This is a genomic window from Stenotrophomonas sp. YJH_SMC_46 (genome assembly GCF_059370315.1).
Genome location: NZ_JCAFTO010000004.1, coordinates 125,278 through 151,079 on the forward strand (window position 1 = coordinate 125,278; position 25,802 = coordinate 151,079).

Below are 25,802 nucleotides of genomic sequence, written 5' to 3' on the forward strand. Positions count from 1 at the left end.
GCCGCTGGCCGGCATTGCCCCCGCCCGGAAACGCCGGGCCATGCCCGGCGTTTCAGTAACGGCTTCCATCCCCGGATTCCGGCCCTTCGTCGCAGCCCGCTTGTTTGCCCGGCGGGCCGCCCTATGCTCGGCTCACCCCCTTCCTCCAAGGCGCCGCCGTGTTCGTCAGCCTCTCTCTCCTGCTTCGTCACCTGCTGGCCTGGGCTGCGGCGCTGTTCGTCGCCGGCATGGTCTGGAGCGGCATCTTCAGTGGCATGAACGATGGCCCGGGCTGGATCTTCGGCCTGCTGGCGATGTTCCTGATGATTTCCGCGCTGGGCAGCGCGATTACCCATGTACGCCGCGTCTGGCTGGTCGCCGGCCGGCTGGATTCGACCACGCTCTCCGGCCGCCAGCGCCGCCAGGTGGAACTGCCGATGGATGCCGGCCAGGCATTCTCGGTGGTGGAAGCGGCCATCGCCGAACTGCCGCGCGTTGAAGACGTGGAAAGTTCGGCCGGCAGCCTGCAGGTACGGGCCTACGTGCGCCGCGTGGATGCCTGGAACGGCCGCCAGCCGTCGCGCTGGAATCTGCCGGCTCGGCTGGCGATCAAGCGCAACAGCGTGCTGGCGACGGTCACGCCGGGGCAGGGCACCAGTACCGTCACCCTGCTGTTTGAACCGGATGCCGGCTGGTGGGCCGACCTGCTGGCGCTGGATGAGGGCAGCAACTTCGAGAACGCCGAAGCGGTCACCCGCGCGATCAGCCGCCGTGTTGCCGACCAACGTCGCGACGAGCAGGCCGCGGCCGAGCAGACCCAGGTGGAAAAGGAACTGTCGGTGGCCCGGTTGAATCTGCTGCATGCGCAGGTGGAACCGCACTTCCTCTACAACACGCTGGCCAACGCGCAGGTGCTGACCCGCACCGACCCGGCACGTGCCGACCAGATGCTGGGCCACCTGATCCAGTACCTGCGCAGCTCGTTGCCACAGGTGGACGAATCGCTGTCCACGCTGGGCGTGGAGCTGGAGCGCACCCGTGCCTACCTGGAGATCCTGCGTATCCGCATGGGCGCACGGCTGGGGGTGGAGGTGCAGGTGCCGAACGAGCTGCATGGCGTGCAGCTGCCGGCGATGGCGCTGCAGACGCTGGTGGAGAACGCGATCAAGCATGGCCTGGAACCCAAGCCCGGCGGTGGCACGATCTGGATCCTGGCGCGTGGCTTCGATGACCATGTGACGGTGACGGTGGCCGATGATGGCCTCGGCTTCGGCCAGGGCACCAGCGGTACCGGCATCGGCCTGAAGAACCTGCGCGAGCGCCTGCGCCTGACCTGCGGTGAGCAGGCCGGCGTGGCGATCGTCGCCAACTTCCCCAGCGGCGTGGCCGCAACCATGACCCTGCCGCAGTCGAGCAAGGAGCGCAGCCATGCCGCTTGAGGCGCTCATTGCCGAAGACGAGGAACTGCTGCGGCAGTCGCTGGTCGAGCAGCTGGGCCGGTTGTGGCCGGACCTGAAGCTGGTGGCCGAGTGCGAGGATGGCGCCAGTGCACTGGAGCAGCTGGCCGAGAAGCAGCCGGACATCGCCTTCCTCGATATTCGCATGCCCGGCATCAGTGGCATTGAAGTAGCCCGTTCGCTGTCCGAGCTGAGCCCGCGCACCCAGGTGGTGTTCGTCACCGCCTACGACCAGTACGCCATCGACGCGTTCGAGCAGGGCGCGATGGATTACCTGCTGAAGCCGGTCAGCGACGAGCGCCTGCTGGCCACCCGTGAACGCATCCTGTCGCGGCTGCCATCAACGCGCCAGGACGATGCCGTACTCGAGCGCCTGCTGCGGCGCCTGGGGCCATCGCAGGGTGCGGCAGAGCGCCCGCCATTGGCCTGGATCACCGCCAGCAACGGCCGCGAGACGCAGCTGATCATGCTGGAAGACGTGGCCTACTTCCGTGCCGACAACAAGTACACCACCGTGGTGACCGCTGCCGGCGAGAGCCTGTTGCGCACGCCGCTGCGCGAACTGCTGGAAGTGCTCGACCCGCAGCATTTCCGCCAGATCCATCGCTCGACCATCGTCAACATGAAGGCGGTGGCGGCGGTCAACCGCGACGATACCGGGCGCGGCGTGCTGCGCCTGCGTGGGCGCACGGAGACGCTGGTGGTCAGCCAGCCGTTCATGAGCCTGTTCCGCGGCATGTAGCCGCATCCTGGAGGCACCATGCGCCTGTTCCTGTTTGCCTGCATCGCTGCGTTGTCGTTGGCTGGCTGTGAGAAATCCAGCAATACTTCGATCACCCGCACCAGTGCCAACGGCGTGGACACGCTTTACAGCAAGGGCAGCGTGGTCGACGGCGAGGCACGGTTCCAGTGCATCGCCAGCAGTAGTGGCCAATGCCACTACCTGGTGCTGGACCCAGCGTGCAGTACCGACGCCGCGTGTGCGACGCCACCATTGCGCCGGTTTGCCGTGGCGGTGGGGAAGACCGAGGCGATGCGTGACCTGCCCAAGGGCTTCCACCAGTGCGTCAGCCAGGACCGGATAGAACACTGCCACCGTGAGTGATCACGGTGGCAGTGTGGGTCCCCCCGCTTCCCTGAAGGGTCAGTAGGCAGGCTGCAGTGTCAGGTCGTGGTGGTGCTCGTTCTCGCCCACATGGTTCAGGCGGCCGACCAGTTCGGAGTGCTGCTTCATGCGCCCGATCTCGGTCATGATGCGGATGTCCTCGTGGCGCAGCTCGCGCTTGGTGGTGACCGCCTGCTTGTAGTCCAGCACTTCCGGGTAGTGCTCGGCCAGGTCCAGCGCCTCGGCCACGTGCTCCACGCTGTCGGCCTTGGAACTGATGCGGGCGCGGCTGTTGAACGCCTTCATCCAGCGCTCGAAGCCGGCCTGCTGATCGAACATGTTGGCCATGAACCAGATCACGAACAGGATCGACACCCACGAGCCGAACACGATTACCACGCGGGTGAAGGTGATATGGAAGTCGTCGCGCCACAGGTAGTTGGCGATCAGGCCCAGGATGAGCAGCGAGGCCGCCTGCCAGCCGACGATCGAGGCGATCAGCCACTGGCACTTGGCCTGGGCCAGCACAGCCACTTCATCGCGGATCTGCTGCTCGCTGAGGTTGCGCCAGTGCGCCACCTGTTTGTCGAACGGGCTGCTGTAGAGCTCGTTGTCGCGAAGCAGAATTCCCAAACCCTTGAACAAGGCAATCATGGCTGGCTCCTTGTGGAACGTGCGTCGATCAGCATTGGACGGTGTGGCGGATCCAGTTCTAGCACTTCCAGCGAGCCGTGCAATGGGGGCAATGCCAAGCGGCGCAAGGGTTTGACCGGTGGGAGTGAAAATTGATGCGATGCAGCATGGCAGTCACGGCCTGCGACAGGATGTCGCAGGGTGAAACGTGCTGCGACCGCACATGAAACCGTCGCTGAGCGGGGAGGCTCGCCGCCGGAGGCGTGATCGCCGAGAATCGGAGCCAACCGCGCAAGACGCGACTGTTCTTCCGCCTCTCCTGGACCTGTGATGCCGGCTTTGCTGCAGCGACTCTCCCGCCCCGTCACGGCGCCGATCCGACGCTGGGTACTGGACGCCTTCCCGCGCGGCCAGAGTGGTATCGACTACGACCATCCGCAGGGCGATCCGGGCTGGTTCGGCCCGGACAGCGTCACCTGGCGGCTGCACGCCGAATTTCCCTCGATGCTCGCCGGTGGCCTGTGCGCGCTGATGCTGCAGACCCTGCACCCACGCGCGCTGGCCGGGGTCTATGACCACTCCAATTTCCGCCAGGACCTGGTGGGACGCCTGCGCCGCACCACCGCCTTCGTTGCCGGCACCAGCTACGCGCCCACTGGCGAAGTGGAGGCGCTGGTGGCCAAGGTGCGCCGTATTCATGCACGGATCCGCGGCCAGACCGCGCAGGGCGAGCCCTACGCCGCCGACGATCCGCAGTTGCTGACCTGGGTGCACGTGACCGAAGCCTTCGGGTTCCTGCAGGGTTTCCGCCGCTACGGGCGCGAGGTGACGGGGGACATCGCCGACCGCTACTACGATGAGTACCGCCGTGTGGCCGAGGCGCTGGGTGCAGTGGATGTGCCGTGCAGCGAAGCCGAGGTGGCGGCGTACTTCTGCGCGCGGCAACCGGAGCTGCGTGTGGACGAGCGCTCGCGTGAAGTGCTGGAGGTGTTGTCCGGCGTGCGCCTGCCGGTACCGGTGCCGGGGCTGTCGCGCGAGGTGTTCCTGGGTGCAGGCGCGGCGCTGCTGCCGGACTGGGCCGAGGGCATGCTCGAGCGCAGTGGACGCCAGCGTGCGCAGGCGGCAGCTTCAGCGAAGTTGATGCAGGGCATGGCGCCGCTGTTCCGCCGCGCGCTGCCCGATGGCCTGGCCAGCCGCGCCTGCGCGCGGATGGGCGTGCCGGTGGAGATCCTGCGCGAGTGGCCCGTGGTTGCCTGGTAGGTGCCAACCTTGGTTGGCACGCTTTTCGCGGTGCCGCGGAAGCGCCAACCAAGGTTGGCAGCTACCCGCAAGTGAAACGGGCGCCTTGCGGCGCCCGTTCCGGTTACATCACCACACCTTGACCCGCTTGTCCGGCGCCAGGTACAGCTTCTGGCCTTCCTTCACCTCGAACGCCGGGTACCAGGCGTCGATGTTGCGCACGGTCAGTGCGCGGAACTGGCCCGGTGCATGCACATCGGTCAGCAGCGAGTTGCGCAGCGCCTGTTCGCGGCTCTTGCTGCGCCACGCCTGGGCGAAGCCGAGGAAGAAGCGCTGGTCCGGGGTGAAGCCCTCCAGGGTCTGGCCCGGCTTGCCCTGCAGCGACAGCTGGTAGGCGTCGTAGGCGGTACCCAGGCCGGCCACGTCGGCGATGTTCTCGCCCAGGGTCAGCTTGCCGTTCACATGCACGCCCGGGAACGGCTCGTAGCTGCTGAACTGCGCGGCCAGCGCATCGCCGGCGGCGTTGAACTGCTTCAGGTCCTCGGCGGTCCACCAGTTGTGCAGCTTGCCGGTTTCATCGAACAGTGCGCCCGCGTTGTCGAAACCGTGGCTGATCTCGTGGCCGATCACGGCGCCGATCGCACCATAGTTCACCGCGTCGTCGGCGGCGCCGTCGAAGAACGGCGGCTGCAGGATCGCGGCCGGGAACACCAGGCGGTTTTCCAGCGGCACATTCATCGCGTTGATGGTCTGCGGCAGCATCGCCCACTCGCCGTGGTCGACCGGCTTGCCCAGCTTGGCGATGTTGCGCTGGTACTCGAACAGCTCGGCGCGCTGTGCATTGCCCAGCGCGTCATCACGGCGGATCTCCAGGCCGGTGTAGTCGCGCCACTTTTCCGGATAGCCCATGCCCACGGTCAGGCCGGCCACCTTCGCCTTGGCGCTCGCCTTGGTCTGCGGCGACATCCACGCCAGCGCGTCGATGCGCTTGGCGAAGGCGGCAATGATGTTCTTGGCCATCTCGTCCGCGCGTTCCTTGGTCTTCGCGTCGAAGTGCTTTTCGACGTAACGCTTGCCGATCGCTTCGCCCACTGCGTGGTTGGCGTCGTCCACCGCGCGCTTCCAGCGATCGCTCTGCTGCGGGGTGCCGCTCAGCGCGGTGCCGTGGAAGGCGAAGCGGGCATCGGCGAATTTCTTCGGCAGGTAGGCGGCGGCACGGTCCAGCGCGTGGAAGGCCAGGTAGTCCTTCCACACCTCCAGTGGCTCGGTGGCGACCAGCCTGGACAGGCCGGCCACGGCCTTGGGCTGCCAGACGATGAAGTCCTGCTGCTTGCCCAGCGCGGCCGCGTCGAGGAAGGCGTTCCAGTCCATGCCGGGCGCCTTGGCATTGAAGTCGGCCTGGGTCCAGGGATTGGCACCCTTGGTCACATCATTGGTTTCTTCCTGGGTGGCATGTGCCTGCGCGATCTTCGTCTCCAGCGCGAGAATGCGTTGTGCCTTGCCGGCCGGATCGGCGACGCCGGCCAGCTGCAGCATCTGTGCGATGTAGGCCTGGTACTGCTTGCGCAGTTCGGCCATGCGGCCGCCGCCCAGGTAGAAATCGCGGTCGGGCATGCCCAGGCCGCCCTGCACCAGGTACGGCGCATTGCGGTCGGGCTGCAGCAGGTCCACCGACACCCACAGGCCGAACAGGCGGTCGGTGTAGAAGTTGGTCGCATTGAGCAGGTCGACGTCGGCGCGCACATCGCCGCCCAGGGCACGTGCCAGGCCGGCCTTGTCGGTGATGGCATCGATCGCCTTCAGCTGCGGTTCCACGGGTGCAACGCCGCGCTGCTCGATGCCGGCCTCGTCCATGTAAGCGGCGTAGTAATCGCCGATCAGCTTGTCGTCACCGCTGGCCTGGGTGTTGCCGGCGGCCCCTTCGAGAATGGCGCGGGTGTCGGCCAGGGTCTTCTCGGCAATGACGTTGAAGCTGCCGAAGCGCGACCGGTCGGCCGGAATCTCGGTGTTCTTGACCCAGGTGCCGTTGGCGAAGCCAAAGAAGTCATCGCCGGCGGCAATGCTACGGTCCATACCGCTGGCATCGAAGCCGAAGCTGCCCAGCATCGGCTTGGCCGCAGCGGGGGTGGCATCGGCCGGCGCGGTGGCCGTGGCGGCCGGCTCGGCCGGGCGGTCACAGGCGGCCAGGGACAGGCTGGCAACGATGGCCAGCGCCAGGGTGGGACGGCGCAGCTTGGACATGGACTTCTCTTGCGGCGGAAAACGCCAAGTCTAATCTGCGCCGGCCCGCCTGGCGGCCCTGTGCTGCGTCCTGTGCTGTGCAGGATCTGGCTGAACACGTGGAACCGACCTTCACGCCGTGAGCGACGTGGTGCATGCTGGACCCTGGAACCCTGCGCGGACACGGGGAGGTGGCCATGCGGGGGCGGGTCAGGCGTCAAGAATGGCGTCCACCGGCCGTTGAGGTCGGGGACGTGGAGGATTCGTTCGCGCATGAAGCCAGCCGACTGCACAAGGAACACCCGCCGATGCCCGCGCTGAAACGCGCGTTGGCCCGGCCGCTGCGCGCCATTACCTGGGGCGGAGTGCTGCTGGGCGTGCTGCTGGTCACCGGGCTGACCCTCATGCTGGTCAATGACTACCACCGCCGCCTGGAAGCGGCGCAGCGCCAGAGCCGCGCGCTGGCGGTGGGCAGCGAGCGCCTGCTGGCGCTGGAACTGCGCAACCTGGAGCGGGCCATGTCCGGCATCGCCGCCGACGCCGCCGAGCTGTTCCGCAGCGTGCCGGCGCAGGCGCCGGCCCTGCTGGATGCATCCATCGGCGGGGTGCTGGGCCGGCATGCCGAACTGCACAGCATCGCCGTGCTCGACCGCCATGGCCGACCGCTGACGGCCGGCGAGGGCGACCTGCAGCTGCCGCTGTGGACCGACCCGCAGCGTCGTGGCCAGGGCAGCGCCCTGTACATCGGCCCGCCGCAGCGGGCCAGCGATGGCGGTTGGGTGGTCCCGCTGGCGCTGCCGATGGCCGGCGAACGCTGGCTGCTGGCACGGCTGCGCTGCGGCGAACTGCAACGCATCGTCGGCGGCCTCGATGTCGGCCCCAACGGACTGGTCTCGATCAGCGATGCCGAGGGTTACATGCTGGCCCGCGTGCCTGATCCGCACGGCACGGTGGGCCGCCGCTACGGCCTGCCGCGCCGTGACCTGCTCGGCACGCAGGCGGTGGTCGAGCTGGGCAGCGTGCCGGGTGTGGTCGACGGCGTACCGCGCATCATGACCATCAGCACGCTGGAACACAGCCCGCTGGCGGTGCAGGTCGGCCTGGCCGACGAAGACGTACTGGCGCCGTGGTGGCCCTACCTGCAGGCATCGGTGGCAATCGTACTGGCCTACATCGTGGTGCTGCTGGTGCTGCTGTACGCCGTGCGGCGCAGCACCCGCAGCCAGCAGGCGATGGCCGAGGAGCTGAAAACAGGCCACGCCGAGCTGCGTCTTGCGCACCAGGTCGGTCGTGTCTGTACCTGGTACGTGGATGAGGACGCCGCATTGCTGCGCTGGTCGCCGCTGGCGCGCGAGATCTTTGGCGTGCAGACCGATGCGCTGCCGGTGGCCGATTTCTTCGCACGCGTGCACCGCGACGATGCCGCGCGCCTGCAGCATGCCTTTGACCAGGCATTCGCCGGCGGCGCCGTGCTCGACCAGGTGTTCCGCCTGGTATTGCCCGGGGGCGAGGTGCGCTGGGTGGGCGCGCGTGGGCAGCGGGTGGAAGTGGCCGACAGCGAGCGGCGCATGATCGGCGCGCTGACCGACCTGAGCGAGCGTTACCAGGCGCGCGAGCAGGTGAGCGAAGTGGAACGGCGCTTCCGGCTGCTGTTCGACCGCAATCCTGCACCGTTCTGGGTGTTCGACCCGGATACGCTGCGCTTCATCGAGGTCAACGACGCTGCGGTGCGCCAGTACGGCTACAGCCGCGACGAGTTCCTGGCGATGAGCATCCTCGACATCCGCCCGCGCGAGGGCTGGGACGAGGTGCGTGGTGCCATCCAGCGCGCACAGGTGGGCGATCCTCCGGACGCGACCGTGCGCCTGCACCGGCGCAAGGACGGCAGCGTGTTCGAGGTGCGCGCACACCTGTCCAAACTCGATTTCGACGGACAGCCGGCCTGCCTGGTGCTGGCCGAGGATGTGAGCGAACGGCTGGCCTACGAGCGCGACCTGGCCTACCAGGCGCGGCACAACCCGGCCACGGGCCTGCTCAACGTGCGTGCGTTGACCGAACAGCTGGATGAGCAGGAACAGGGTTACACCATCGCCTTCGTGCAGCTGCGCGGCCTGCAGCTGGTGGCCGATACGCTTGGCCGCGAGATCGGCGATGCGGTACTGCAGTCGATGGCGACCCGGCTCGGGGGCCTGGGCGCGCGCTATGGCACGCTGGCGTTCCAGCCGGCCGAAGATTTCGTCTTGGCCATTGGTGCCGGGCACGATACCCAGCGCGTGCTGGACGACCTGCTGCAGATCGTGTCGGCGCCGATGCGCGGCAAGGACTCGCTGCACCAGTTCGAGCCGCGTATCGGCGTGGCCGTGCATGTCGCCGGTGACGGCCATGGCGCCGAACAGGTGATCGGCATGGCTGCGCAGGCCGCGCACGCGGCGCGTGCCGAGGGCAACGTGGTGGTCTGGTTCGATGCGGCGGTGACCACGCGGCTGGCCGATCGGTTGCGCCTGGCCGGGCGCATCCATGCCGCCATCGACAACGAGTTCCAGCTGTACTTCCAGCCGATCCGGCATGCCGGTGATGGCAGCCCGGCCGCGCTGGAGGCCCTGCTGCGCTGGCCGCAGGCCGATGGCAGCTTCATCCCGCCCAACGAGTTCATCCAGCTGTGCGAGGACACCGGGTTGATCCTGGCGCTGGGCCGCTGGGTGATCCGCGCCGCGGCGAAGGCGCAGCGCCGTCTGGTCGACGCCGGGTGGGGCGAGCTGCCGATCGCGGTCAACGTGTCTGCGGTGCAGTTCTTCAACAGCGACCTGGTGGCCGAGTTCACCCGCGCCCAGCAGGAATTCGGCCTGGCCCGCGGTGCGCTGCACGTGGAGCTGACCGAGAGCAGCCTGATGCGCAAGCCGGCGCAGGCGATGCAGACCATGCAGCGCCTGCATGAGCAGGGCATCAGCGTGTCGCTGGATGATTTCGGCACCGGCTATTCCAGCATGTCCTACCTGCAGCACCTGCCGCTGGACATCCTGAAGATCGACCGCAGCTTCGTGGCGGACGTGGAAACCAATCCACGCAACGCCTCGATCTGTCGCGCGCTGCTGTCGCTGGGCCACAGCATGGGCCTGACCATCATTGCCGAAGGCGTGGAAACACCGGGGCAGCTGGACTGGCTGGCCGCGCACGGCTGTGACCAGGTGCAGGGTTACCTGCTGGGGCGGCCGGCACCGCTGGAGCGGATCATCGACGCGTTGGATGAAGTCCCCGCCTGATCGGGTTCGTATTGGCCGGCCAGCGGCCGGCACTACCCGGCCGAAGCATGACGGTAGTGCCGGCCGCAGGCCGGCAAGCACCAGGTTCGGCTACACCCCGGCTTCGACCAGATGGTCGATGAAACTGCGCACCTTCGGTGCCAGGTGGCTGCGGCTGGTATAGACCGCGAAGATGCCGATCGGGGCGGCCTCCCATTCGGGCAGCACGCGCACCAGCCGGCCATCGGCCAACGCGTCTTCCAGCAGGAAATCCGGCTGCAGGATCACGCCCATGCCGGCAATCGCCGCTTCGCGCAGCACGTCGCCGTTGTTGGCGTGCAGCAGGCTGTTCACCGCGACCTTTACTTCGCCTGCGGGCCCCTGCAACGGCCAGTGGTCGCCAGCGGCCCAGTAGCTGTAGCCCAGGCACGCGTGCGCCTGCAGGTCCTGCGGGGTCTGCGGGGCGCCGCGTGCGGCCAGGTAGGCCGGCGCGGCGCACAGGCTCACCCGCGATTCGCCCAGGCGGCGGGCGATCAGGGTGGGGCCCGGCTCGCGGGTGATGCGGATGGCCACGTCGTAGCCTTCCTCGACCATGTCCACCAGGCGGTCGGACAGGGCCAGGTCCAGTTCCACCTGCGGGAAGCGTTCGCGGTAGCTGGCCAGCAACGGACCGAGGCGGGCAATGCCCCAGCTGACCGGCGCGTTGATGCGCAGCGTGCCGGAGGGCTCCAGCGCCTGCGCGCCGATGCTGGCCTCCAGCGCGTCGAACTCGGCCAGCAGGCGCACGCATTGGGCGTAGTAGGCGGCGCCGGTGCTGGTGGGGCTGACCCGCCGCGTGGTGCGATGGAGCAGGCGGGTGGACAAGCGCTTTTCCAGCGCGGCGACCTGGCGGGTAACGCCGGCGGTGGACATGTCCAGGGCCTGGGCGGCGGCGCTGAAGCCGTTGCGCTCGACCACCGCCACGAACACGCGCATCGCCTCGAGGGTGTCCATTGTTGCGCCTTCTGAAATAAATACGGTCAATCGATCGTATTTATCGGCCCGTGAAGGCGCAATAACCTGAGCCCACTCCCTTCAAGGTGCTTTCCGATGCACGCCACGACCGCTCCTGATTCGCCGCTGGCCCCGTATGGCGCCGCCCTGCTGCGCCTGGCCCTGGGCGTGCTGTTCCTGGTCCATGCGCTGACCAAGCTGCTGGTATTCACCCCGGCCGGCACGGCAGCGTTCTTCGAGTCGCTGGGCCTGCCCGGCGTGCTCGGCTACCTCACCATCGGCGTCGAGCTGGTGATCACTGTCGCGCTGCTGCTGGGCATCTATGCGCGCTGGGTGGGCCTGGTCGGCGTGCCGCTGCTGCTGGGCACCATCGTCACCGTGCACGGCGCCAACGGCTTCGGTTTCGCCAATGCCGGCGGCGGCTGGGAATACCCGGCGTTCTGGGCGCTGGCGCTGGTGGTGCTGTTCCTGGTCGGCGATGGCAAGTGGACCCTGCGTTCGCGCTGATCGCCGCCTGATCCTGCAACTGGAGAATTCCATGTCCCGCCTGCCTTCGCTGTACATCTCCCATGGTTCGCCGATGACTGCCCTGCATCCGGGCCAGGTTGGTGTGCGCCTGGCCGAGCTGGCGCGCGACCTGCCCACGCCGCGCGCCATCGTGATGGCCTCGGCGCACTGGCTGGGCCGGCAGCCGCTGGTCGGGGCGCATCCGCAGCCGCCAACCATCCACGATTTCGGCGGCTTCCCGCGCGCGCTGTTCGAACTGCAGTACCCGGCGCCGGGTGACCCGGCACTGGCCGAAGAAGTGGCCGGCCGCATCGCCGCCGCAGGACTGCCAGTGGCCATCGACCCGCAGCGTGGCCTCGACCACGGCGCGTGGGTACCGCTGCGGCTGTTGCGCCCGCAGGCCGACATCCCGGTGGTGCCGGTGTCGATCCAGCCGCTGCTCGGCCCCGAGCATCAGTTCGCGCTGGGCCGCGCGCTGGCACCACTGCGCGAACAAGGCGTGCTGCTGGTCGGCTCGGGCAGCATCACCCACAACCTGCACGACTGGGGCGACTACCAGGACGGCAAGGAAGCGCCATACGTGCGGCCCTTCATCGAGTGGGTGGAGCAGCGCCTGGCCGCCGATGATCGCCAGGCCCTGTTCGACTACCGCCGGCAGGCGCCGTTCGCCGAACGCGCGCACCCGACCGACGAGCACCTGCTGCCGCTGTTCTTCGCGATGGGCGCAGCCGGCGAGGACAGCTTCGGTGCGCGGCGCATCGATGCCGGCATCGACGCCGGCTTCCTCGCCATGGACCTGTACCGCTTCGACGGGGCATGAGCCGGGGCTGACGCGCGACCGCCCCGGCCGTCGCGCTCATGGCCGCATGTGGTAGTTTTTTCCGGGTTTCCGGCGCTGGCCTTCGAGCCTCCCCGCGCGCCGCTTCCTGGAAGAAGCATGCATACCATTGAAGTCGTCCTGGCGATGCTGGTGGCCGTTGTCGCCAGCGGCTACCTGGTTCGCGTCCTGCCGTTCTCGTTGCCGCTGCCGCTGGTGCAGATCGGCCTGGGCGCGGTCATCGCCGGGGTGTTCAACCGCGGCCACGCGCTGGAGCCGGAAGTGTTCTTCCTGCTGTTCCTGCCGCCGCTGCTGTTCCTTGATGGCTGGCGCATCCCCAAGCAGGGCCTGTTCCGCGACAAGGGCGCGATCCTCGAACTGGCGTTCGGCCTGGTGGTGTTCACCGTCATCGGCGCAGGCTTCCTGATCCACTGGCTGATTCCGGTGATGCCGCTGGCGGTGTGCTTCGCGCTGGCGGCGATCGTGTCGCCGACCGATCCTGTGGCAGTGGGGGCGATCGCCTCCAAGGCGCCGATTCCCAAGCGCCTGATGCACATCCTGGAAGGCGAGTCGCTGCTCAACGATGCATCGGGCCTGGTCTGCTTCCGCTTCGCGGTGGCTGCGGTGATGACCGGCACGTTCTCGCTGGCCACGGCCTCGCTGACCTTCGTGTGGGTGGCCGTGGCCGGCCTTGCGGTGGGCGTGGCGGTCACCCTTGGTGTGTCGACCTTCCAGCGCTGGCTGTGGCGCCGCTTCGGCGAGGAGCCGGGCGCGGCGATGCTGGTCAACCTGCTCATTCCGTTCGCGGCCTACCTGCTGGCCGAAGAGATCCACGCCTCCGGCATCCTCGCCGCGGTCGCCGCCGGTATCGCGATGAGCTACGTCGAGCTGACCGGCCGCGTCTCCGGCAGCATGCGCGTGCAGCGTGCCGGGGTCTGGAACATGCTGCAGTTCAGCTTCAACGGCATCATGTTCGTGCTGCTGGGCGAGCAGCTGCCCGGTATTGTCGAACGTGCCACCACCACCATGAACGAGACCGGCCACCAGAGCGCGTGGTGGCTGCTGGTGTACGTAGTGGTGATCAACCTGGCGCTGGTCGTGCTGCGCCTGCTGTGGGTGTGGCTGTCGCTGCGCTGGAACCTGCTGCGCGCGCGTCGCCGCGGACTGGAGCGGGGCGAAGCGCCGAACTGGCGCATCGTGGTGGCGACCTCGGTGGCCGGCGTGCGTGGTGCGATCACCCTGGCCGGCGTGTTGACCCTGCCGCTGTTCCTGCCTGATGGCAGTGCGTTCCCGGCACGTGACCTGGTGATCTTCCTGGCCGCCTCGGTGATCCTGTTCTCGCTGCTCGGCGCCAGCATCGCGCTGCCGCAGCTGCTGAAGGGCCTGCAGCTGCCGGCCGATTCGGGTGAACGCAAGGAAGAGGACCTGGCGCGCCGGCTGTCGTCGAAGGCGGCGCTGGCCGGGGTCGAGCGCATGCGCCAGCAGCTGGTGATGAACCAGAACACCGAGAACGTGCAGCTGTACAACGATGCCGCCTCGCGGGTGAGCCTGCTGTACCAGCGGCACCTGGAGAAGGACAACGACGGGCCCGACGTAGACCCGGAGAAGGTGCGGCGCATGGAGCTGGGCTACCGCCAGCTGCGCAGCGCCGGCCTCAACGCCGAGCGCGAGGAACTGTTCCGGCTGACCCGGCGCGGGGTGATCTCCGATGAGATCTCGCGGCGCCTGATCCGCAACCTGGACCTGCTGGAATCGCGCAAGCGCGAATGATGCCTGGGACCGGGCGTTGCTGACGCTGACGCGGATTCCGCCCTGGCATGTAGAGCCGAGCCCATGCTCGGCTACGCTTGCTTCAGGCGTCATGAACCCGGAACGAAAAGCAGCCGAGCACAGGCTCGGCTCTACATGCCGGTGCCGGTTATTCCGGTTTCTGGTCCAGGAAATACACCTCGACCTTGCCCTTGACCTTGATCGTCATCGGGTTGCCGCGGCGGTCACGGGCCTTGCCGGCCTGCACGCGGATCCAGCCTTCGCTGACCGAGTATTCCTCGACGTTGTCGCGCTCGATGTCGTTGAAACGCACGCCAACGCCGCGCTCCAGCGCCTGCGCATCATGGAAGGGGCTGGCCGGGTTGATCGCCAGGTGGTCGGGAGGGGTATCGCTCATCGCTTCATTCACAGTGACGGCCACCAAGGCCGGCTTCAGCGGCACAGGATAAACCGTAGAATGCCGACCTGCCCCAGAGGACGTTCCGCCATGCCCGACAACAGCGACTATTTCGACTTCGAGGAAGACATCCACGACTTCGACGAGGAGGGCTTCGAGGCGCGGGTCTGGAACCTGCTGGTGCTGATCAACCCGGGTGACGAAGAGTTGGCCCTGCAGCAGTTCAACCGCTGGCGCGAGCACCTGGCCGAGGACGGTCAGCCGCTGGAAGCGGACAGCGACTGGCTGCCGGCGCTGTTCACCGCCATCGCCTGGCAGTCCGGTTTCGATGTGGAGCGTGAGGACCTGGAGTCGCTGCAGTCGGCGGTGAACGAGCTTTCGGCGCGCTTCAACCTGCAGCTGGACTGGGGTGGCGACCTGGACGACGAGGACTTTGCCGAAGGCCTGGACGGCGTGCAGCTGATGGCCACCGCCTTCGACCGCCTGCGCGAGCACAACTACACGCTGTGGAGCGTGGATGCCGGCAGTGATGGCTTTACCGGGGTGATGGCGCTGACCCGCGACGATGACGCGATGCTTGCGCTGTGCTCGCTGCTGAACGTGGAAATCCGGCTGGGCAGCGACCCGTTCTGATCGGGCCTGTAGAGCCGAGCCCACGCTTGGCTGCATTTCGCGTAGAGCAGCCGAGCATCGGCTCGGCACTACAGGAGGCACACGGCAGCCGAGCCTACGGCCGGTACTGCGCCCGGGCGTTGGCAATCACCGCCTTGACCAGCTCGCGGTCGGTGTGCCGTGAGATCGCCCGGGCGCCGAGCGCGATGGCCTGTGCGCGCAGCCCGGCAGTGACATCGTAGTGGGCGCCGCTGGCCTTGTTCTGGAAGGCGCGCGGTGGGATGCCGAGCTGCGCGGCCATTGCGTGCAGCTCGGCCAGGGTGTCGGCCATCAGGTGCGCCCAGCGCTGTCCGCGCCAGGGATGCACCGCGTCATCGACGTAGACCGTCACCGCCGCGGCCGGTTCAGGCCTGCGGCTTGCTGTCGCTGTCAGCGGCCGGGGCGGCCTCGGCAGCGGCTTCTTCGGCCGCGTCGCCCTCGACGGCTTCGCCTTCTTCGCCTTCAGCAGCGTCGACGCCTTCGAACTCGGACACCAGCTTGTCCAGGTATTCGTCGGCGGTCTGCTCGGATTCGGCCGCCAGGGTGTCCAGCAGCTTCTGCAGCAGTTCGGAGTACTCCAGGTTGACCTTGCGGCCTTCCTTCTCCTGCACGTTGGCCAGGTGCTTGAGCATGGCCAGCATCGGCACCGGGTTCTCGGCGTTGCCCATGGTCTGGCCGCCGATGGCCAGCAGCCACTCACGGCCCTGCAGGCCGATTGCCGCCACCACCTGGCCGTCTTCGTTGGTCAGCACGGCATGGTTCTGCACCTGCTGCTGCGCGTTCAGGCGGAGGAACGGGCGCTTGCCCTGCTGCTTCTTGCGCTTGTCGCGCTTGGCCTTGGAGTTCTGGGACATGGGGGTGAAATCACCTGGAAACGGAAAGACCGCCATTGTAGCGGGTGCGGCGTGGTGCGCTCGCCCGGCATGGCCCTGTGGATTCGGACCAAGGCGCGCACCCACAGCTTATTCCGCTTGCCCCTGCGCGGCCTGCACGTCCGGGTCGGCGGTGGGCGCCGACAGCCCCACCTGGGGGCCGGCACCCGCCAGCGCTGCCTCCTCGGCGGCCTTGGTCATCACCACGATGCTGATGCGGCGGTTGATCGGGTTCTGCGGGTCGGCTTTATCGAACAGCACCGATGAAGACAGGCCGACCACGCGGGTGATCTTGCTGTCCTCCAGGCCGCCGTCCACCAGTGCACGGCGTGCAGCGTTGGCGCGGTCGGCGCTCAGTTCCCAGTTGCCGTAGCCGCGTGCGGCCGAATAGGCGGTGATGTCGGTGTGGCCGGTCAGGCTGATCCGGTTCGGCACGTGGTTCAGGTAGTTGGCCAGCTCGTGCAGGATCTGTTGCGTGTACGGCTTCAGCGTAGCGCTGCCGAGGTCGAACATCGGCCGGTTCTGCTTGTCCACGATCTGGATGCGCAGGCCTTCCGGAGTCAGGTCCAGCAGCAGCTGGTCCTTGAAGGGTTCCAGTGCCTGGCTCCGGCTGATCGCTTCCTGCAGCTCCTTCATCAGTGCTTCCAGCTGCTGCTTGTCGCGCTGCTGTTGGTCCACCGGTTGCGGCACTGCTTCCTTCTGGTTCTGGAAGGGATCGTTGCTGCTGCCCCGCGAGATGTCGGTGGCGCCGCCCAGCTTGATCATCGATGTGCTGGCGCCGCCCGGGCCGGCCATGCCGGGTGCCGGCGTGGCACTCTGCCCGCTCAGCGGGCTCGGGTTGCGGAAGTACTCGGAAATGGCCGCACGGTCGTTCTTGTTGGTGGTGGCCATCAGCCACAGCACCAGGAAGAAGGCCATCATCGCGGTCACGAAGTCGGCATAGGCCACCTTCCACGACCCTCCGTGGTGAGCGGCGTGGCCGGCCTTCCTGACCCGGCGGACGATGACGGTGGGCTTGTTCTCGGCCATGGCTTACTTGACCGTCTTCAGGTGCTGCTCGAAATCGGAGAAGGCCGGGCGCACGTTCGACGGCAGCGTCTTGCGGGCAAATTCCAGCGCGATCTTCGGGTTGTAGCCGCGCAGGCAGGCCAGCAGGGCGGTCTTGACCGATTCGTAGATACGGCTGTCCTGCTCGGCGCGCGCTTCCATGGCGGCGGCCATCGGGCCGACGAAGCCATAGCCCAGCAGGATGCCGAGGAAGGTGCCGACCAGCGCACCGGCCACGTGGCCACCGACCTCGACGATGTCGCCGCCGATCGAACCCATGGTGATGACGATGCCCAGCACCGCAGCCACGATGCCGAAACCGGGCAGTCCGTCGGCGACCTTGGTCAGCACCTGCGACGGCGCCATGGCTTCAGCGTGGTGCTTTTCCAGCTCCAGTTCCAGCAGCGGTTCCAGCTCGTGCGGCTCGATGTTGCTGCCGATCATCAGGCGCAGGCAGTCGGTGATGAAGTCGATCAGGTGGTGGTCGGCCTGCACCTTGGGGTAATTGCTGAACAAGGCGCTCTCGGCCGGGCGTTCGACATGGTCTTCCAGTGCCATGAAGCCTTCGCGGCGCGCCTTGTTGAGCAGTTCATAGAGCAGGCTGAGGACATCGATGTAATCCTGCTGCTTGTAGCGCGGGCCCTTGAACACGCCGACCATGGCCTGCAGGGTCTGCTTGACCGTCTTGGCCGGGGTACCGACCAGGAACGCGCCGAGCGCGGCGCCGCCGATGATGACCAGCTCGTAGGGCTGCCAGAGGGCACCCAGGCGGCCGTGGGCACCGAGGTAGCCCCCGATCACGCTGATGATGACGACCAGGAATCCAACGATGATGAGCATGGGGCGACGCAGGGAGAGGGGATATCTCCTTGTCGGCCCGTCGCCCGGGTTTCTGAAGAGGGAATTCTGTGAAATCGGTCAGCGGGGTGTTTCAGCCGGCCACGCCGCTTTCCGCGCCGCCACGCTGCAACGGATCGGGCCAGGGCTCGCCATTGCCGACGAAGGAAAGTGAGACGGAGTTCAGGCAGTGGCGCTCGTAGGTGGGCGGCGGACCGTCGGGGAACACGTGGCCCAGATGGCTGCCGCAGCGCGCGCAGGTGATCTCGGTGCGGACCATGCCGTGGCTGGTGTCGCGGATCTCGCGCACGTGCGCCGGGTCGAACGGGGCGAAGAAGCTGGGCCAGCCGGTGCCGGAATCGAACTTGGTGCTGGAGCGGAACAGCGGCAGCGCGCACAGCCGGCAGCAGTAGACGCCCTCGCGCTTGTTGTCGAGGAACACGCCGCAGAACGGCGCTTCGGTGCCGTGCTGCAACAGCACGCGGCGTTCCTCGCTGCTGAGGCCGGCGACCAGCGCCTCGGTCTGGGTGGCAGTGGGGGGCGTCAGATCGAAGGCGGTCATGGCGGCGCTCCGTGGGTCGATGGCCTGGGGATGCCGGAAAACGTGGGGGTGCCGGCGCGCGCTTGCAAGTGTGATGGCCGTTCATGGGTGGCACACGGGTGCGGGAGCAAGGTGGGTGTCATAGACGCCGGAGCGTGCCATGAAGCCGACCCTTCCCCTGCTGTTGATCGCCCTGTTGCCGGCACTGGCGCTGGCCCAGGTGCCCACCCCCGACCCCACGGCCACCCGCAGCGGGACCACCGTGGCGCCGCAGCCGGTGGCGCCACCGCCACAGGCGGCCCGGCCGCAGCCGCAGTTGCTGCCTACGCCGCAACCGGCGCAACCAATCAAGTCCACCGGTCCGGCCCAGGTCGCGCCGCCGTCAGCACCGAGGCCGGCCGACAAGGTCTATGACCGCAATGGCCGCATCGTACCCGGCGTGCGACCGGCCGGCCCGAACCGCGTGTTCGACTCGCGCACCGGCCGCTACTACGACAGCGTGCCGGCCGGCGATGGCCAGCAGATCAAGCGCTGAACCCTGGTGCCACCAAGGTTGGCTGCTGGCTGGCGCTGAGCGGGCTGAACGCGCGAAAACAGCGTCCAGCCGATCACTGCTTTTTCGCCTGCGATTAACCGTTCCGGGGCCACCGTGGCCCTGCGCCGGCATCCCGCCGCCGCATGTCCTTCGTCCACTGGATCGCGACCATGAAAAACCAGCAGAACCGTCATCCCGGCAAGGAACCGCAGGGCCGCAACCCGCAGCAGCAACAGCAGCAGCAACAGCAGATGGAGCCGCAGCAGCACAAGGGCGGCAGGCAGCAGGAACAGCGCCCGCAGAAGCATCCGCAGCAGCGCTGACTGTCGCCATGATCGGGGTCAGACCCCGCTGTACGGGATCTGGCCCCACCCTGCAGCAGCCTCAGTCCGGAATCGGCAGGCTCAGTGTTTCCTTCACTTCTTCCATCACGATGTAGCTCTTCGACTCACGTACATGCGGCAGTGTCAGCAGCGTGCTGCCGAGCAGCTTGCGGTAGGAGGCCATCTCGCTGATCCGCGCCTTCAGCAGGTAATCGAAGTCGCCCGATACAAGATGGCATTCCAGTACGTTGGGCAGCTTCAGCGCGGCGCGCCGGAACTCCTCGAAGATGTCGCCGGATTTGTACGCCAGGCTGATCTCCACGAACACCAGCAGGCTCGCTTTAACTGCGGCCGGGTCGAGGTGGGCGTGGTAGCCGGTGATCACCCCTTCGCGCTCCAGCCGGCGCACGCGCTCTGTGCACGGGGTGGTCGACAGGCCCACCCGCTCGCCCAGTTCGGTGAAGGAGATGCGGCCCTCGGCCTGCAGGATGCGCAGGATCTTGCGGTCGATCTTGTCCAGTTCGCGGATCCGGGTGGCCATGACCGTCAACCTTCGGGAGTGAATTGAAGTGGAACATCCTGCCGGTTGATTTCAAAACAGGCAAATCAACTGGAAATGGCTGTCTATACTTCCCCAATTATGGTCCCTGTGCGCTCCAGTGCAGGGAATGATCGGGTTGGAGAAGTCCCATGCGAGTCCTAGTTCTCGGCAGCGGCGTGATCGGTACCACCAGTGCCTGGTACCTGCGACAGGCCGGGTTTGAAGTCACGGTCATCGACCGCCAACCCGGCCCGGCGCTGGAAACCAGCTTCGCCAATGCCGGCCAGCTGTCGTTCGGCTACACCTCGCCGTGGGCGGCCCCGGGCGTGCCGAAGAAGGCCATCGGCTGGCTGTTCGAGAAGCACGCGCCGCTGGCGATCCGCCCGGGCATGGACCTGGCCCAGTACCGCTGGCTGTGGCAGATGCTGCGCAACTGCACCCACGAGCGTTATGCGATCAACAAGGCGCGCATGGTGCGCATGTCCGAGTACAGCCGCGACTGCCTGAACGAGCTGCGCGCGCAGATCGGCATCGAATTCGAAGGCCGCGACCTTGGCACCACCCAGCTGTTCCGCACCCAGCAGCAGCTGGATGCTTCGGCGCAGGACATCGAGATCCTGGCCCAGTACGGCGTGCCGTACGAGGTGCTGGACCGCGCCGGCATCATCCAGGCCGAACCGGCCCTGGCCCATGTCGATGGCCTGGTCGGCGCGCTGCGCCTGCCGCGTGACCAGACCGGCGACTGCCAGTTGTTCACCCGCCGGCTGTCGCAGTTGTGCATGGATGCCGGCGTTGAATTCCGTTTCGACCAGGACATCACCGGCCTGGAGTTCGATGGCGACCGCATCACCGGCGTGCGCATCGACGGCAAGCTGGAAACCGCCGACCGCTTCGTGGTCGCGCTTGGCAGCCACTCGCCAGCGCTGGTCGCACCGCTGGGGATGCGCCTGCCGGTGTACCCGCTGAAGGGCTATTCGCTGACCCTGCCGATCACCGACCCGGCGATGGCACCGACCTCGACCATCCTCGATGAGAGCTACAAGGTGGCGGTGACCCGCTTCGACGACCGCATCCGTGTCGGTGGCATGGCCGAAGTGGCCGGCTTCGACCTGTCGCTGTCGCAGCGCCGCCGCGAGACCCTGGAACTTGTGGTCAGGGATCTCTATCCGAAGGGCGGCGACCTGTCGCGCGCGCAGTTCTGGACCGGCCTGCGCCCGGCTACGCCGGACGGTACGCCGGTGATCGGCGCCACGCCGTTCCGCAACCTGTACCTCAACACCGGACACGGCACGCTGGGCTGGACCATGGCCTGCGGCTCGGGCCGCTACCTGGCCGACCTGATGAGCGCGCGACAGCCGCAGATCAGCACCGAAGGGCTGGATATTTTCCGCTACGGCCAGTACGGTCACGCGCCGCAACACGAGAACCGCACATGCGTCCTGCCCGCGCGCTGATCGATCTGGGCGCCCTGCGCAGCAACTACCGCCTCGCCCGTGAACTGGGCGGTGGCAAGGCGCTGGCGATCATCAAGGCCGATGCCTATGGGCATGGCGCGGTGCGCTGTGCGCAGGCGCTGGAAGGCGAGGCCGATGGCTTCGGCGTGGCCACCATCGAAGAGGCATTGGAGCTGCGCCAGGCCGGCATCCGTGCGCCGATCCTGCTGCTGGAAGGCATCTTCGAGCCGAGCGACATGACGCTGGTGGCCGAGCATGACTTCTGGTTCGCCGTCGGTTCACCGTGGCAAGTGGAGGCACTGGCGGCGTTCGACAGCCCGCGCCCGTTGACGGTGTGGCTGAAGCTGGACAGCGGCATGCACCGCCTCGGCCTGGACGTGGACAGCTTCCGCGCGGCGCACGCGCGCCTGTCGGCGCTGCCGCACGTCGAACGCGTCGTGCTGATGACCCACCTGGCGCGTGCCGACGAGCTGGACAGCGAACGCACCCACGAACAGGCGGCGACCTTCGCCCGCGCCATTGATGGACTGGCAGGCGAGACCAGCGTGTGCAACTCGCCTGCGCTGCTGGGCTGGCCGGATGTGCGCAGTGATTGGGTGCGCCCGGGCCTGATGCTGTACGGCGCCAACCCGCTGCCGGACAACACCGTGTTGACCGAGCGGCTGCGCCCGGTGATGACGATGCAGTCGAAGGTGATTGCCGAGCGCTGGATCGAAGCCGGTGAACCGGTGGGGTATGGCGCGCGTTTCGTGGCCAAGGCGCGCACCCGCGTGGGTGTGGTTGCACTCGGCTATGCCGACGGTTATCCGCAGTTCGCTCCAAACGGCACTCCGGTGCTGATCGACGGCCAGCCCGGTGCGCTGATCGGGCGCGTGTCGATGGACATGCTGACGGTGGACCTGACCGCGCATGCGCAGGCCGGCATCGGCAGCGTGGTGGAACTGTGGGGTTCTGCGCCGACCCTGTCGGAGCTGGCGCCGCGCTGTGGCGTGAGCGCCTACCAGCTGCCGTGCGCGGTCAAGCGCGTGGCGAAGGTGTACGTGTAGCGCCGAGCCCGCGCTCGGCACCGGTAGCGGCCGACCTCGATCGGCGCCGTGAATGCGTGTCGACCAAGGTCGACACCTGCCGGGGGACCTAACGCGCGGCGGTCGCCTGACTGGCCAGCTGGCGCTTCACCCAGTCATCGATCAGGCGCTTCTCGTAGCGCAGTGGATCGCTGTCGCTCTTCAGTCCCACGTTGTGCAGGTAGCCGGTATCGCTGAGACGCGCATCGCCCTCGCTGACAATACGGCCGCTGGCATCCTTCAGCGTGTACTGCAGGGTGATCCGTGGCGGGTAGATGTCGCGCATGATCCGGATGTCGCGGCCACGCGGACCGTGCCAAGGCTCGTAGTCACCGGCACGCTTGATGTCGACGAGGGTCACATCGAGGGTCTGTCCAGGCTGCAGCGGCTTGGCTGCGGTGGTCTGCAGGTAGCGGGCCAGCTGCTGCACCCAGTCACCGCGTTCGGCCTCGAAGCGGTTGCTGCTCTGGCGTATTTCGGTGAACTTGGCCGGATCTTCCCATTTCACGCTGACCGGTCCATCGGCCTGCAACGCACGCGGCGCGTCTGCGTCGGTCACGGTGCGTGGCGCAGCATTGGCGCCACCGGCCGCCAGGGCGCCTGCCAGCAGGGCAATCGCGAGTGAGCGTTTCATGACGGTCTCCTGCGTCCCCGCGCTGGGGGGGGGTGTTGATCACGGATCGAGTGTGAGCCTGCTGCCGGACGACCGCAATGGCCGATTGCGTCGTGGGCAAGAGCGGTTGCCGCCAATTCATCGACGTCAACCATGACTGACGGCGCTTGACGCTGTGAATACGCCCTTTGGAAGATGCTGTGCTCCCAACCTGGCCTGCAAAGACCCCCTTGTCCACACTGCCGCCCCTCGTGGAGCGCCCACCGATGCTGGTGCCGGCGCCAGAACCCGACCTGCATCGTGGCGTGCTTGAGCGCATCAACGCCGGCTTCTGCGTGATCCAGGTGCTGTTCGAGGGTGATCGTGCGGTCGACTATTGTTTCATCGAAGTCAACGACGCGTTCGAGCGCCACACTGGGCTGAAGGACGCGCGTGGCAAGTGCATGACTGCGCTGGAACCCAACCACGAGCAGGACTGGTTCCGTATCTATGGCGAAGTCGCACGCAGCGGCCGCCCCGCTCAGTTCGAGATGGAAGCCCGTGCGCTGGGCCGCTCGTTCGCGGTCGACGCGGTGCGGGTGGGGCGGCCGGGAGAAGACAAGGTCGGCATCCTGTTCTTCGACATCACCGCGCGCAAGCAGATGGAAGTGGAGCTGGGCGAAAGCGAAGCCCGTTTCAGCGCGCTGGCAGACGGCCTGCCGATGCCGGTGTGGGTGCTCGATGAGCGCGGCCATGCGCGTTTCGTCAACAGTGCCTTCAGCGAGTTCTTCGGTGGTGATGAAACGCGTGTGCCGGAAGATGTCTGGCGCGGTCTCGTGCATCCGGATGACGCGTCCGTGTTCGAATACGAACTGCAGGAAGCGCTGAAGGCGCAGCGTTCGATGCACGCGCTGGTGCGTGCGCGGCGCGCGGATGGCCAGTGGCGCTGGCTGGAGATGAACGCCCGCCCGCGTTTTTCGCGGATGGGCCGCTTCATCGGCCTGGCCGGCAGCAGTCCGGATGTCACCGAACGACGCGAAATTGAACTGGCCCGCGAGGAGCTGCTGCAGTCCGAGCGTGCCGCGCGCAGCGCTGCGGAGAACATGGCGCGGCTGAAGGACGAGTTCCTGGCCACGCTGTCGCATGAACTGCGTACGCCGCTGACCACCATCCTGGGCTGGAGCGAACTGCTGCTGCAGCGCGTGGACAACACCAGTCCGCTGTACAAGGGCCTGAACGTGATCGCCAACAGCGCCGGTGCGCAGAAGCGGCTGATCTCGGACATGCTCGACCTGAGCAGCATGCTGCTGGGCAAGGTGCAGCTGGAGGTGGAGATACTGGACCTGCGCGACCTGCTGAGCGAAGCCATCGGCGCGCAGGAGCTGGTCGCCGAAGGCAAGGCGCTGGATGTGAGCCTGCTGCTGCCGGAACAGCCGTGCCTGGTGCTGGGCGACGCCACCCGCCTGCAGCAGGTGTTGTGGAACCTGCTGTCGAATGCGATCAAGTTCACCCCGGCCGAAGGCCGCGTCGACCTGCAGCTGCAGGCCGATGGCAACCACTGGGTGATCACCGTGCGCGACACCGGCGACGGCATCGCGCCCGAATTCCTCAACCATCTGTTCAGCCGCTTCCGGCAGGCTGATGGCACCACCACGCGCCGTCATGGCGGTCTCGGCCTGGGCCTGGCGATCGTGCAACAGCTGGTCGAACTGCATGGCGGCACGGTCACTGCCGCCAGCGAAGGGCATGGCCACGGCGCCACCTTCACCGTGCGCCTGCCCCAGCACCTGCCGGATGCAGAGCGCCGACCGCTGCGCGAAGTGATCAGTGGGCCGATCCTGGAGCCGGTGGTCGTCGAACCCTATCCGCTGCGCGGCATGCACGTGCTGGCGGTGGAGGATCAGCCGGAAGTGCTGGAATACCTGCGCCGCATGCTGGAAGAGCAGGGCGCCACCGTATCGGCGGCCAGCTCGGCCGGCGAAGCGCTGGCACTGCTGGCCGACACCGGCCACCTGCAGTACCACGTGCTGCTGACCGACATCGGCATGCCGGGCATGGATGGCTATGGGCTGGTGCGCACCTTGCGCGAGGACATGGGCGTGGACGCGGCGACCTTGCCTGCGGTGGCGGTGACTGCACTGGCGCGTGCCGACGACCGCCGCCGCGCGCTGGCCTCGGGCTTCCAGGAGCACGTCGCCAAGCCGTACTCGGTGGCGCAGCTGGTGGCTGCCGTGCGCAAGGTGCAGGTGGCGCGCGCGGACAGCGCGCTGCACTGAGCATTCACGGCCGATCGGCGACCCTGCAGTCAGGAGGTCGCCGATGTCCCGCATAGCTCCACGTATCCACACCGATCCGGCGCAGATCGCGCGCCTGGAAGCCCTGCTGCCGCAGCTGGATGGCGAAACGCAGGTGGAACTGATTCTGCACGATGGCCGCCGCCTGCTCGGCACGGTGGCCGTGAGGCCAACTGTGCAGCAATACCGCAACGCCGCGGGTGATGAAGGCAGCAACGGCCAGTTGCGCCTGGATGACTACGACACGCCGGTGCAGCAGCACCATGTGTGGCTGGATGAGATCGCCAGTATCAACCGCCTGCCACCCAAGGCGCCTTGATCCGATGTAGAGCCGAGCCCACGCTCGGCTCTGCCGCCGCCCGAGCGTGGGCTCGGGCGCTACAGATGTGTCAGTGCTCGAACAGGGTCGGCGTCGCCTCGAACCGGCGTGCGTACGCCCGCTCCTCTGCAACCCTCGCCACCTCGTCATCGGCCAGGTCCGGTGCCCCATAGACGGCGTAGGCAACGCTGCCGTCGGCGCCATGACCGACCTGGTGGAGCCGGTAGCGCGAGTGGCCGCCGCCGGTGTCCTCGGGGTAATGCACGGGCGGATGGCTGCCTTCCAGGTCCATTTCACTGTTGTCGACCACGCCACCGACGAACAAGGCTCGCATGCAGGTTCTCCTGGGTTTCCGGGGGAGCCTCTACCCTGAACG

27 protein-coding genes are annotated in these 25,802 nt (G+C 67.5%); 15 read left to right on the forward strand and 12 right to left on the reverse strand.

What is annotated here, in order from left to right; translation table 11 throughout:
* The first annotated feature begins 158 nt into the window (after positions 1-158).
* From AC5P8C_RS14240 to AC5P8C_RS14250, 3 genes are read left to right on the forward strand one after another with little or no spacing between them, the layout of a single operon-like run.
* The gene (locus AC5P8C_RS14240) at positions 159-1,418 is read left to right on the forward strand and encodes a sensor histidine kinase (RefSeq protein WP_495218985.1); all 1,260 of its coding nucleotides are present in this window, start codon (positions 159-161) and stop codon (positions 1,416-1,418) included.
* On the forward strand, positions 1,408-2,178 hold the full coding sequence (locus AC5P8C_RS14245; protein WP_495218986.1) for a LytR/AlgR family response regulator transcription factor: 771 nt from the start codon (positions 1,408-1,410) through the stop codon (positions 2,176-2,178). Before AC5P8C_RS14240 ends, AC5P8C_RS14245 begins: the two co-directional genes overlap by 11 nt.
* Before the next feature lie 18 nt (positions 2,179-2,196).
* Complete coding sequence (locus AC5P8C_RS14250; RefSeq protein ID WP_495218987.1) at positions 2,197-2,541, forward strand: hypothetical protein; 345 nt, start codon at positions 2,197-2,199, stop codon at positions 2,539-2,541.
* A gap of 39 nt (positions 2,542-2,580) precedes the next feature.
* Here AC5P8C_RS14250 and AC5P8C_RS14255 read toward each other — a convergent pair whose 3' ends face one another.
* A complete protein-coding gene (locus AC5P8C_RS14255; RefSeq protein WP_495218988.1) occupies positions 2,581-3,195 on the reverse strand; it encodes a hypothetical protein in 615 nt (204 codons plus the stop codon).
* A 309-nt stretch (positions 3,196-3,504) separates the two neighbouring features.
* On the opposite strand from AC5P8C_RS14255, the gene AC5P8C_RS14260 reads away from it, so the two are divergent.
* Entirely contained in the window at positions 3,505-4,434 is a 930-nt protein-coding gene (locus AC5P8C_RS14260) for an oxygenase MpaB family protein (RefSeq protein ID WP_495218989.1), read from the forward strand.
* A 108-nt stretch (positions 4,435-4,542) separates the two neighbouring features.
* On the opposite strand, the gene AC5P8C_RS14265 is transcribed toward AC5P8C_RS14260, so the two are convergent.
* A complete protein-coding gene (locus AC5P8C_RS14265) occupies positions 4,543-6,654 on the reverse strand; it encodes a M13 family metallopeptidase (RefSeq protein WP_019660903.1) in 2,112 nt (703 codons plus the stop codon).
* Between the two features lie 176 nt (positions 6,655-6,830).
* Here AC5P8C_RS14265 and AC5P8C_RS14270 point away from each other — a divergent pair, with 176 nt between their 5' ends.
* A complete protein-coding gene (locus tag AC5P8C_RS14270) occupies positions 6,831-9,893 on the forward strand; it encodes a bifunctional diguanylate cyclase/phosphodiesterase (RefSeq protein ID WP_495219061.1) in 3,063 nt (1,020 codons plus the stop codon).
* A gap of 90 nt (positions 9,894-9,983) precedes the next feature.
* Here AC5P8C_RS14270 and AC5P8C_RS14275 read toward each other — a convergent pair whose 3' ends face one another.
* Positions 9,984-10,865: a LysR family transcriptional regulator gene (locus tag AC5P8C_RS14275; protein ID WP_019660905.1), complete on the reverse strand. Its 882-nt coding sequence runs from the start codon at positions 10,863-10,865 to the stop codon at positions 9,984-9,986.
* Positions 10,866-10,961: 96 nt separating this feature from the next.
* Between AC5P8C_RS14275 and AC5P8C_RS14280 the strand changes: the two genes are divergently transcribed.
* From AC5P8C_RS14280 to AC5P8C_RS14290, 3 genes are all read left to right on the forward strand, one after another.
* The gene (locus AC5P8C_RS14280; protein ID WP_019660906.1) at positions 10,962-11,372 is read left to right on the forward strand and encodes a DoxX family protein; all 411 of its coding nucleotides are present in this window, start codon (positions 10,962-10,964) and stop codon (positions 11,370-11,372) included.
* A 31-nt stretch (positions 11,373-11,403) separates the two neighbouring features.
* A complete protein-coding gene (locus AC5P8C_RS14285; protein ID WP_019660907.1) occupies positions 11,404-12,192 on the forward strand; it encodes a dioxygenase family protein in 789 nt (262 codons plus the stop codon).
* 117 nt (positions 12,193-12,309) lie between these two features.
* Positions 12,310-13,959, forward strand: a complete 1,650-nt coding sequence (locus AC5P8C_RS14290; RefSeq protein WP_019660908.1) for a Na+/H+ antiporter — start codon at positions 12,310-12,312, stop codon at positions 13,957-13,959.
* Positions 13,960-14,107: 148 nt separating this feature from the next.
* On the opposite strand, the gene AC5P8C_RS14295 is transcribed toward AC5P8C_RS14290, so the two are convergent.
* A complete protein-coding gene (locus AC5P8C_RS14295) occupies positions 14,108-14,356 on the reverse strand; it encodes a DUF3297 family protein (RefSeq protein ID WP_026347120.1) in 249 nt (82 codons plus the stop codon).
* 90 nt (positions 14,357-14,446) lie between these two features.
* Here AC5P8C_RS14295 and AC5P8C_RS14300 point away from each other — a divergent pair, with 90 nt between their 5' ends.
* Entirely contained in the window at positions 14,447-14,989 is a 543-nt protein-coding gene (locus tag AC5P8C_RS14300) for a DUF6630 family protein (protein ID WP_019660910.1), read from the forward strand.
* Positions 14,990-15,083: 94 nt separating this feature from the next.
* On the opposite strand, the gene AC5P8C_RS14305 is transcribed toward AC5P8C_RS14300, so the two are convergent.
* From AC5P8C_RS14305 to msrB, 5 genes are all read right to left on the reverse strand, one after another.
* A complete protein-coding gene (locus tag AC5P8C_RS14305) occupies positions 15,084-15,359 on the reverse strand; it encodes a DUF4031 domain-containing protein (protein WP_019660911.1) in 276 nt (91 codons plus the stop codon).
* A gap of 13 nt (positions 15,360-15,372) precedes the next feature.
* Entirely contained in the window at positions 15,373-15,861 is a 489-nt protein-coding gene (locus AC5P8C_RS14310) for a hypothetical protein (protein WP_019660912.1), read from the reverse strand.
* Between the two features lie 108 nt (positions 15,862-15,969).
* Positions 15,970-16,908: a flagellar motor protein MotB gene (motB, locus tag AC5P8C_RS14315; protein WP_019660913.1), complete on the reverse strand. Its 939-nt coding sequence runs from the start codon at positions 16,906-16,908 to the stop codon at positions 15,970-15,972.
* Positions 16,909-16,911: 3 nt separating this feature from the next.
* Positions 16,912-17,766 carry a flagellar motor stator protein MotA gene (gene motA / locus AC5P8C_RS14320; RefSeq protein WP_019660914.1) on the reverse strand — a complete coding sequence of 285 codons (855 nt, stop codon included), beginning with the start codon at positions 17,764-17,766 and terminating at the stop codon, positions 16,912-16,914.
* 91 nt (positions 17,767-17,857) lie between these two features.
* Positions 17,858-18,325: a peptide-methionine (R)-S-oxide reductase MsrB gene (gene msrB, locus AC5P8C_RS14325; protein ID WP_019660915.1), complete on the reverse strand. Its 468-nt coding sequence runs from the start codon at positions 18,323-18,325 to the stop codon at positions 17,858-17,860.
* 139 nt (positions 18,326-18,464) lie between these two features.
* Here msrB and AC5P8C_RS14330 point away from each other — a divergent pair, with 139 nt between their 5' ends.
* Together AC5P8C_RS14330 and AC5P8C_RS14335 are read left to right on the forward strand one after the other, a co-directional pair.
* The gene (locus tag AC5P8C_RS14330) at positions 18,465-18,839 is read left to right on the forward strand and encodes a classical arabinogalactan protein 4 (protein WP_233653274.1); all 375 of its coding nucleotides are present in this window, start codon (positions 18,465-18,467) and stop codon (positions 18,837-18,839) included.
* A 143-nt stretch (positions 18,840-18,982) separates the two neighbouring features.
* Positions 18,983-19,162 carry a hypothetical protein gene (locus tag AC5P8C_RS14335; protein WP_019660917.1) on the forward strand — a complete coding sequence of 60 codons (180 nt, stop codon included), beginning with the start codon at positions 18,983-18,985 and terminating at the stop codon, positions 19,160-19,162.
* A gap of 61 nt (positions 19,163-19,223) precedes the next feature.
* Here the strand turns inward: AC5P8C_RS14335 and AC5P8C_RS14340 are convergent, their stop codons facing one another.
* Complete coding sequence (locus AC5P8C_RS14340; RefSeq protein ID WP_019660918.1) at positions 19,224-19,703, reverse strand: Lrp/AsnC ligand binding domain-containing protein; 480 nt, start codon at positions 19,701-19,703, stop codon at positions 19,224-19,226.
* A gap of 149 nt (positions 19,704-19,852) precedes the next feature.
* On the opposite strand from AC5P8C_RS14340, the gene AC5P8C_RS14345 reads away from it, so the two are divergent.
* Together AC5P8C_RS14345 and alr are read left to right on the forward strand one after the other, a co-directional pair.
* Complete coding sequence (locus tag AC5P8C_RS14345) at positions 19,853-21,157, forward strand: D-amino acid dehydrogenase (protein ID WP_019660919.1); 1,305 nt, start codon at positions 19,853-19,855, stop codon at positions 21,155-21,157.
* Complete coding sequence (gene alr / locus AC5P8C_RS14350) at positions 21,136-22,203, forward strand: alanine racemase (RefSeq protein ID WP_019660920.1); 1,068 nt, start codon at positions 21,136-21,138, stop codon at positions 22,201-22,203. The genes AC5P8C_RS14345 and alr overlap by 22 nt, the downstream gene beginning before the upstream one ends.
* An 88-nt stretch (positions 22,204-22,291) precedes the next feature.
* Here the strand turns inward: alr and AC5P8C_RS14355 are convergent, their stop codons facing one another.
* Complete coding sequence (locus AC5P8C_RS14355) at positions 22,292-22,855, reverse strand: DUF3016 domain-containing protein (RefSeq protein WP_019660921.1); 564 nt, start codon at positions 22,853-22,855, stop codon at positions 22,292-22,294.
* A gap of 245 nt (positions 22,856-23,100) precedes the next feature.
* Here AC5P8C_RS14355 and AC5P8C_RS14360 point away from each other — a divergent pair, with 245 nt between their 5' ends.
* Positions 23,101-25,089 carry a hybrid sensor histidine kinase/response regulator gene (locus tag AC5P8C_RS14360; protein ID WP_026347121.1) on the forward strand — a complete coding sequence of 663 codons (1,989 nt, stop codon included), beginning with the start codon at positions 23,101-23,103 and terminating at the stop codon, positions 25,087-25,089.
* Between the two features lie 43 nt (positions 25,090-25,132).
* The gene (locus AC5P8C_RS14365; protein ID WP_019660923.1) at positions 25,133-25,426 is read left to right on the forward strand and encodes a DUF3247 family protein; all 294 of its coding nucleotides are present in this window, start codon (positions 25,133-25,135) and stop codon (positions 25,424-25,426) included.
* 70 nt (positions 25,427-25,496) lie between these two features.
* On the opposite strand, the gene AC5P8C_RS14370 is transcribed toward AC5P8C_RS14365, so the two are convergent.
* Positions 25,497-25,760 (reverse strand): hypothetical protein, encoded by a 264-nt coding sequence (locus tag AC5P8C_RS14370; protein ID WP_005407925.1) that lies wholly within the window; start codon positions 25,758-25,760, stop codon positions 25,497-25,499.
* Positions 25,761-25,802 lie beyond the last annotated feature (42 nt).

Bases quoted from the DNA above. Each gene is read 5' to 3' on its own strand.
- AC5P8C_RS14245 (WP_495218986.1), top strand. From the start codon at position 1,408: ATGCCGCTTGAGGCGCTCATTGCCGAAGACGAGGAACTGCTGCGGCAG.
- AC5P8C_RS14250 (WP_495218987.1), top strand. From the start codon at position 2,197: ATGCGCCTGTTCCTGTTTGCCTGCATCGCTGCGTTGTCGTTGGCTGGC.
- AC5P8C_RS14255 (WP_495218988.1), bottom strand. From the start codon at position 3,195: ATGATTGCCTTGTTCAAGGGTTTGGGAATTCTGCTTCGCGACAACGAG.
- AC5P8C_RS14260 (WP_495218989.1), top strand. From the start codon at position 3,505: ATGCCGGCTTTGCTGCAGCGACTCTCCCGCCCCGTCACGGCGCCGATC.
- AC5P8C_RS14265 (WP_019660903.1), bottom strand. From the start codon at position 6,654: ATGTCCAAGCTGCGCCGTCCCACCCTGGCGCTGGCCATCGTTGCCAGC.
- AC5P8C_RS14270 (WP_495219061.1), top strand. From the start codon at position 6,831: ATGCGGGGGCGGGTCAGGCGTCAAGAATGGCGTCCACCGGCCGTTGAG.
- AC5P8C_RS14275 (WP_019660905.1), bottom strand. From the start codon at position 10,865: ATGGACACCCTCGAGGCGATGCGCGTGTTCGTGGCGGTGGTCGAGCGC.
- AC5P8C_RS14280 (WP_019660906.1), top strand. From the start codon at position 10,962: ATGCACGCCACGACCGCTCCTGATTCGCCGCTGGCCCCGTATGGCGCC.
- AC5P8C_RS14285 (WP_019660907.1), top strand. From the start codon at position 11,404: ATGTCCCGCCTGCCTTCGCTGTACATCTCCCATGGTTCGCCGATGACT.
- AC5P8C_RS14290 (WP_019660908.1), top strand. From the start codon at position 12,310: ATGCATACCATTGAAGTCGTCCTGGCGATGCTGGTGGCCGTTGTCGCC.
- AC5P8C_RS14295 (WP_026347120.1), bottom strand. From the start codon at position 14,356: ATGAGCGATACCCCTCCCGACCACCTGGCGATCAACCCGGCCAGCCCC.
- AC5P8C_RS14300 (WP_019660910.1), top strand. From the start codon at position 14,447: ATGCCCGACAACAGCGACTATTTCGACTTCGAGGAAGACATCCACGAC.
- AC5P8C_RS14310 (WP_019660912.1), bottom strand. From the start codon at position 15,861: ATGTCCCAGAACTCCAAGGCCAAGCGCGACAAGCGCAAGAAGCAGCAG.
- motB (WP_019660913.1), bottom strand. From the start codon at position 16,908: ATGGCCGAGAACAAGCCCACCGTCATCGTCCGCCGGGTCAGGAAGGCC.
- motA (WP_019660914.1), bottom strand. From the start codon at position 17,766: ATGCTCATCATCGTTGGATTCCTGGTCGTCATCATCAGCGTGATCGGG.
- msrB (WP_019660915.1), bottom strand. From the start codon at position 18,325: ATGACCGCCTTCGATCTGACGCCCCCCACTGCCACCCAGACCGAGGCG.
- AC5P8C_RS14330 (WP_233653274.1), top strand. From the start codon at position 18,465: ATGAAGCCGACCCTTCCCCTGCTGTTGATCGCCCTGTTGCCGGCACTG.
- AC5P8C_RS14335 (WP_019660917.1), top strand. From the start codon at position 18,983: ATGTCCTTCGTCCACTGGATCGCGACCATGAAAAACCAGCAGAACCGT.
- AC5P8C_RS14340 (WP_019660918.1), bottom strand. From the start codon at position 19,703: ATGGCCACCCGGATCCGCGAACTGGACAAGATCGACCGCAAGATCCTG.
- AC5P8C_RS14345 (WP_019660919.1), top strand. From the start codon at position 19,853: ATGCGAGTCCTAGTTCTCGGCAGCGGCGTGATCGGTACCACCAGTGCC.
- alr (WP_019660920.1), top strand. From the start codon at position 21,136: ATGCGTCCTGCCCGCGCGCTGATCGATCTGGGCGCCCTGCGCAGCAAC.
- AC5P8C_RS14355 (WP_019660921.1), bottom strand. From the start codon at position 22,855: ATGAAACGCTCACTCGCGATTGCCCTGCTGGCAGGCGCCCTGGCGGCC.
- AC5P8C_RS14360 (WP_026347121.1), top strand. From the start codon at position 23,101: ATGCTGGTGCCGGCGCCAGAACCCGACCTGCATCGTGGCGTGCTTGAG.
- AC5P8C_RS14365 (WP_019660923.1), top strand. From the start codon at position 25,133: ATGTCCCGCATAGCTCCACGTATCCACACCGATCCGGCGCAGATCGCG.
- AC5P8C_RS14370 (WP_005407925.1), bottom strand. From the start codon at position 25,760: ATGCGAGCCTTGTTCGTCGGTGGCGTGGTCGACAACAGTGAAATGGAC.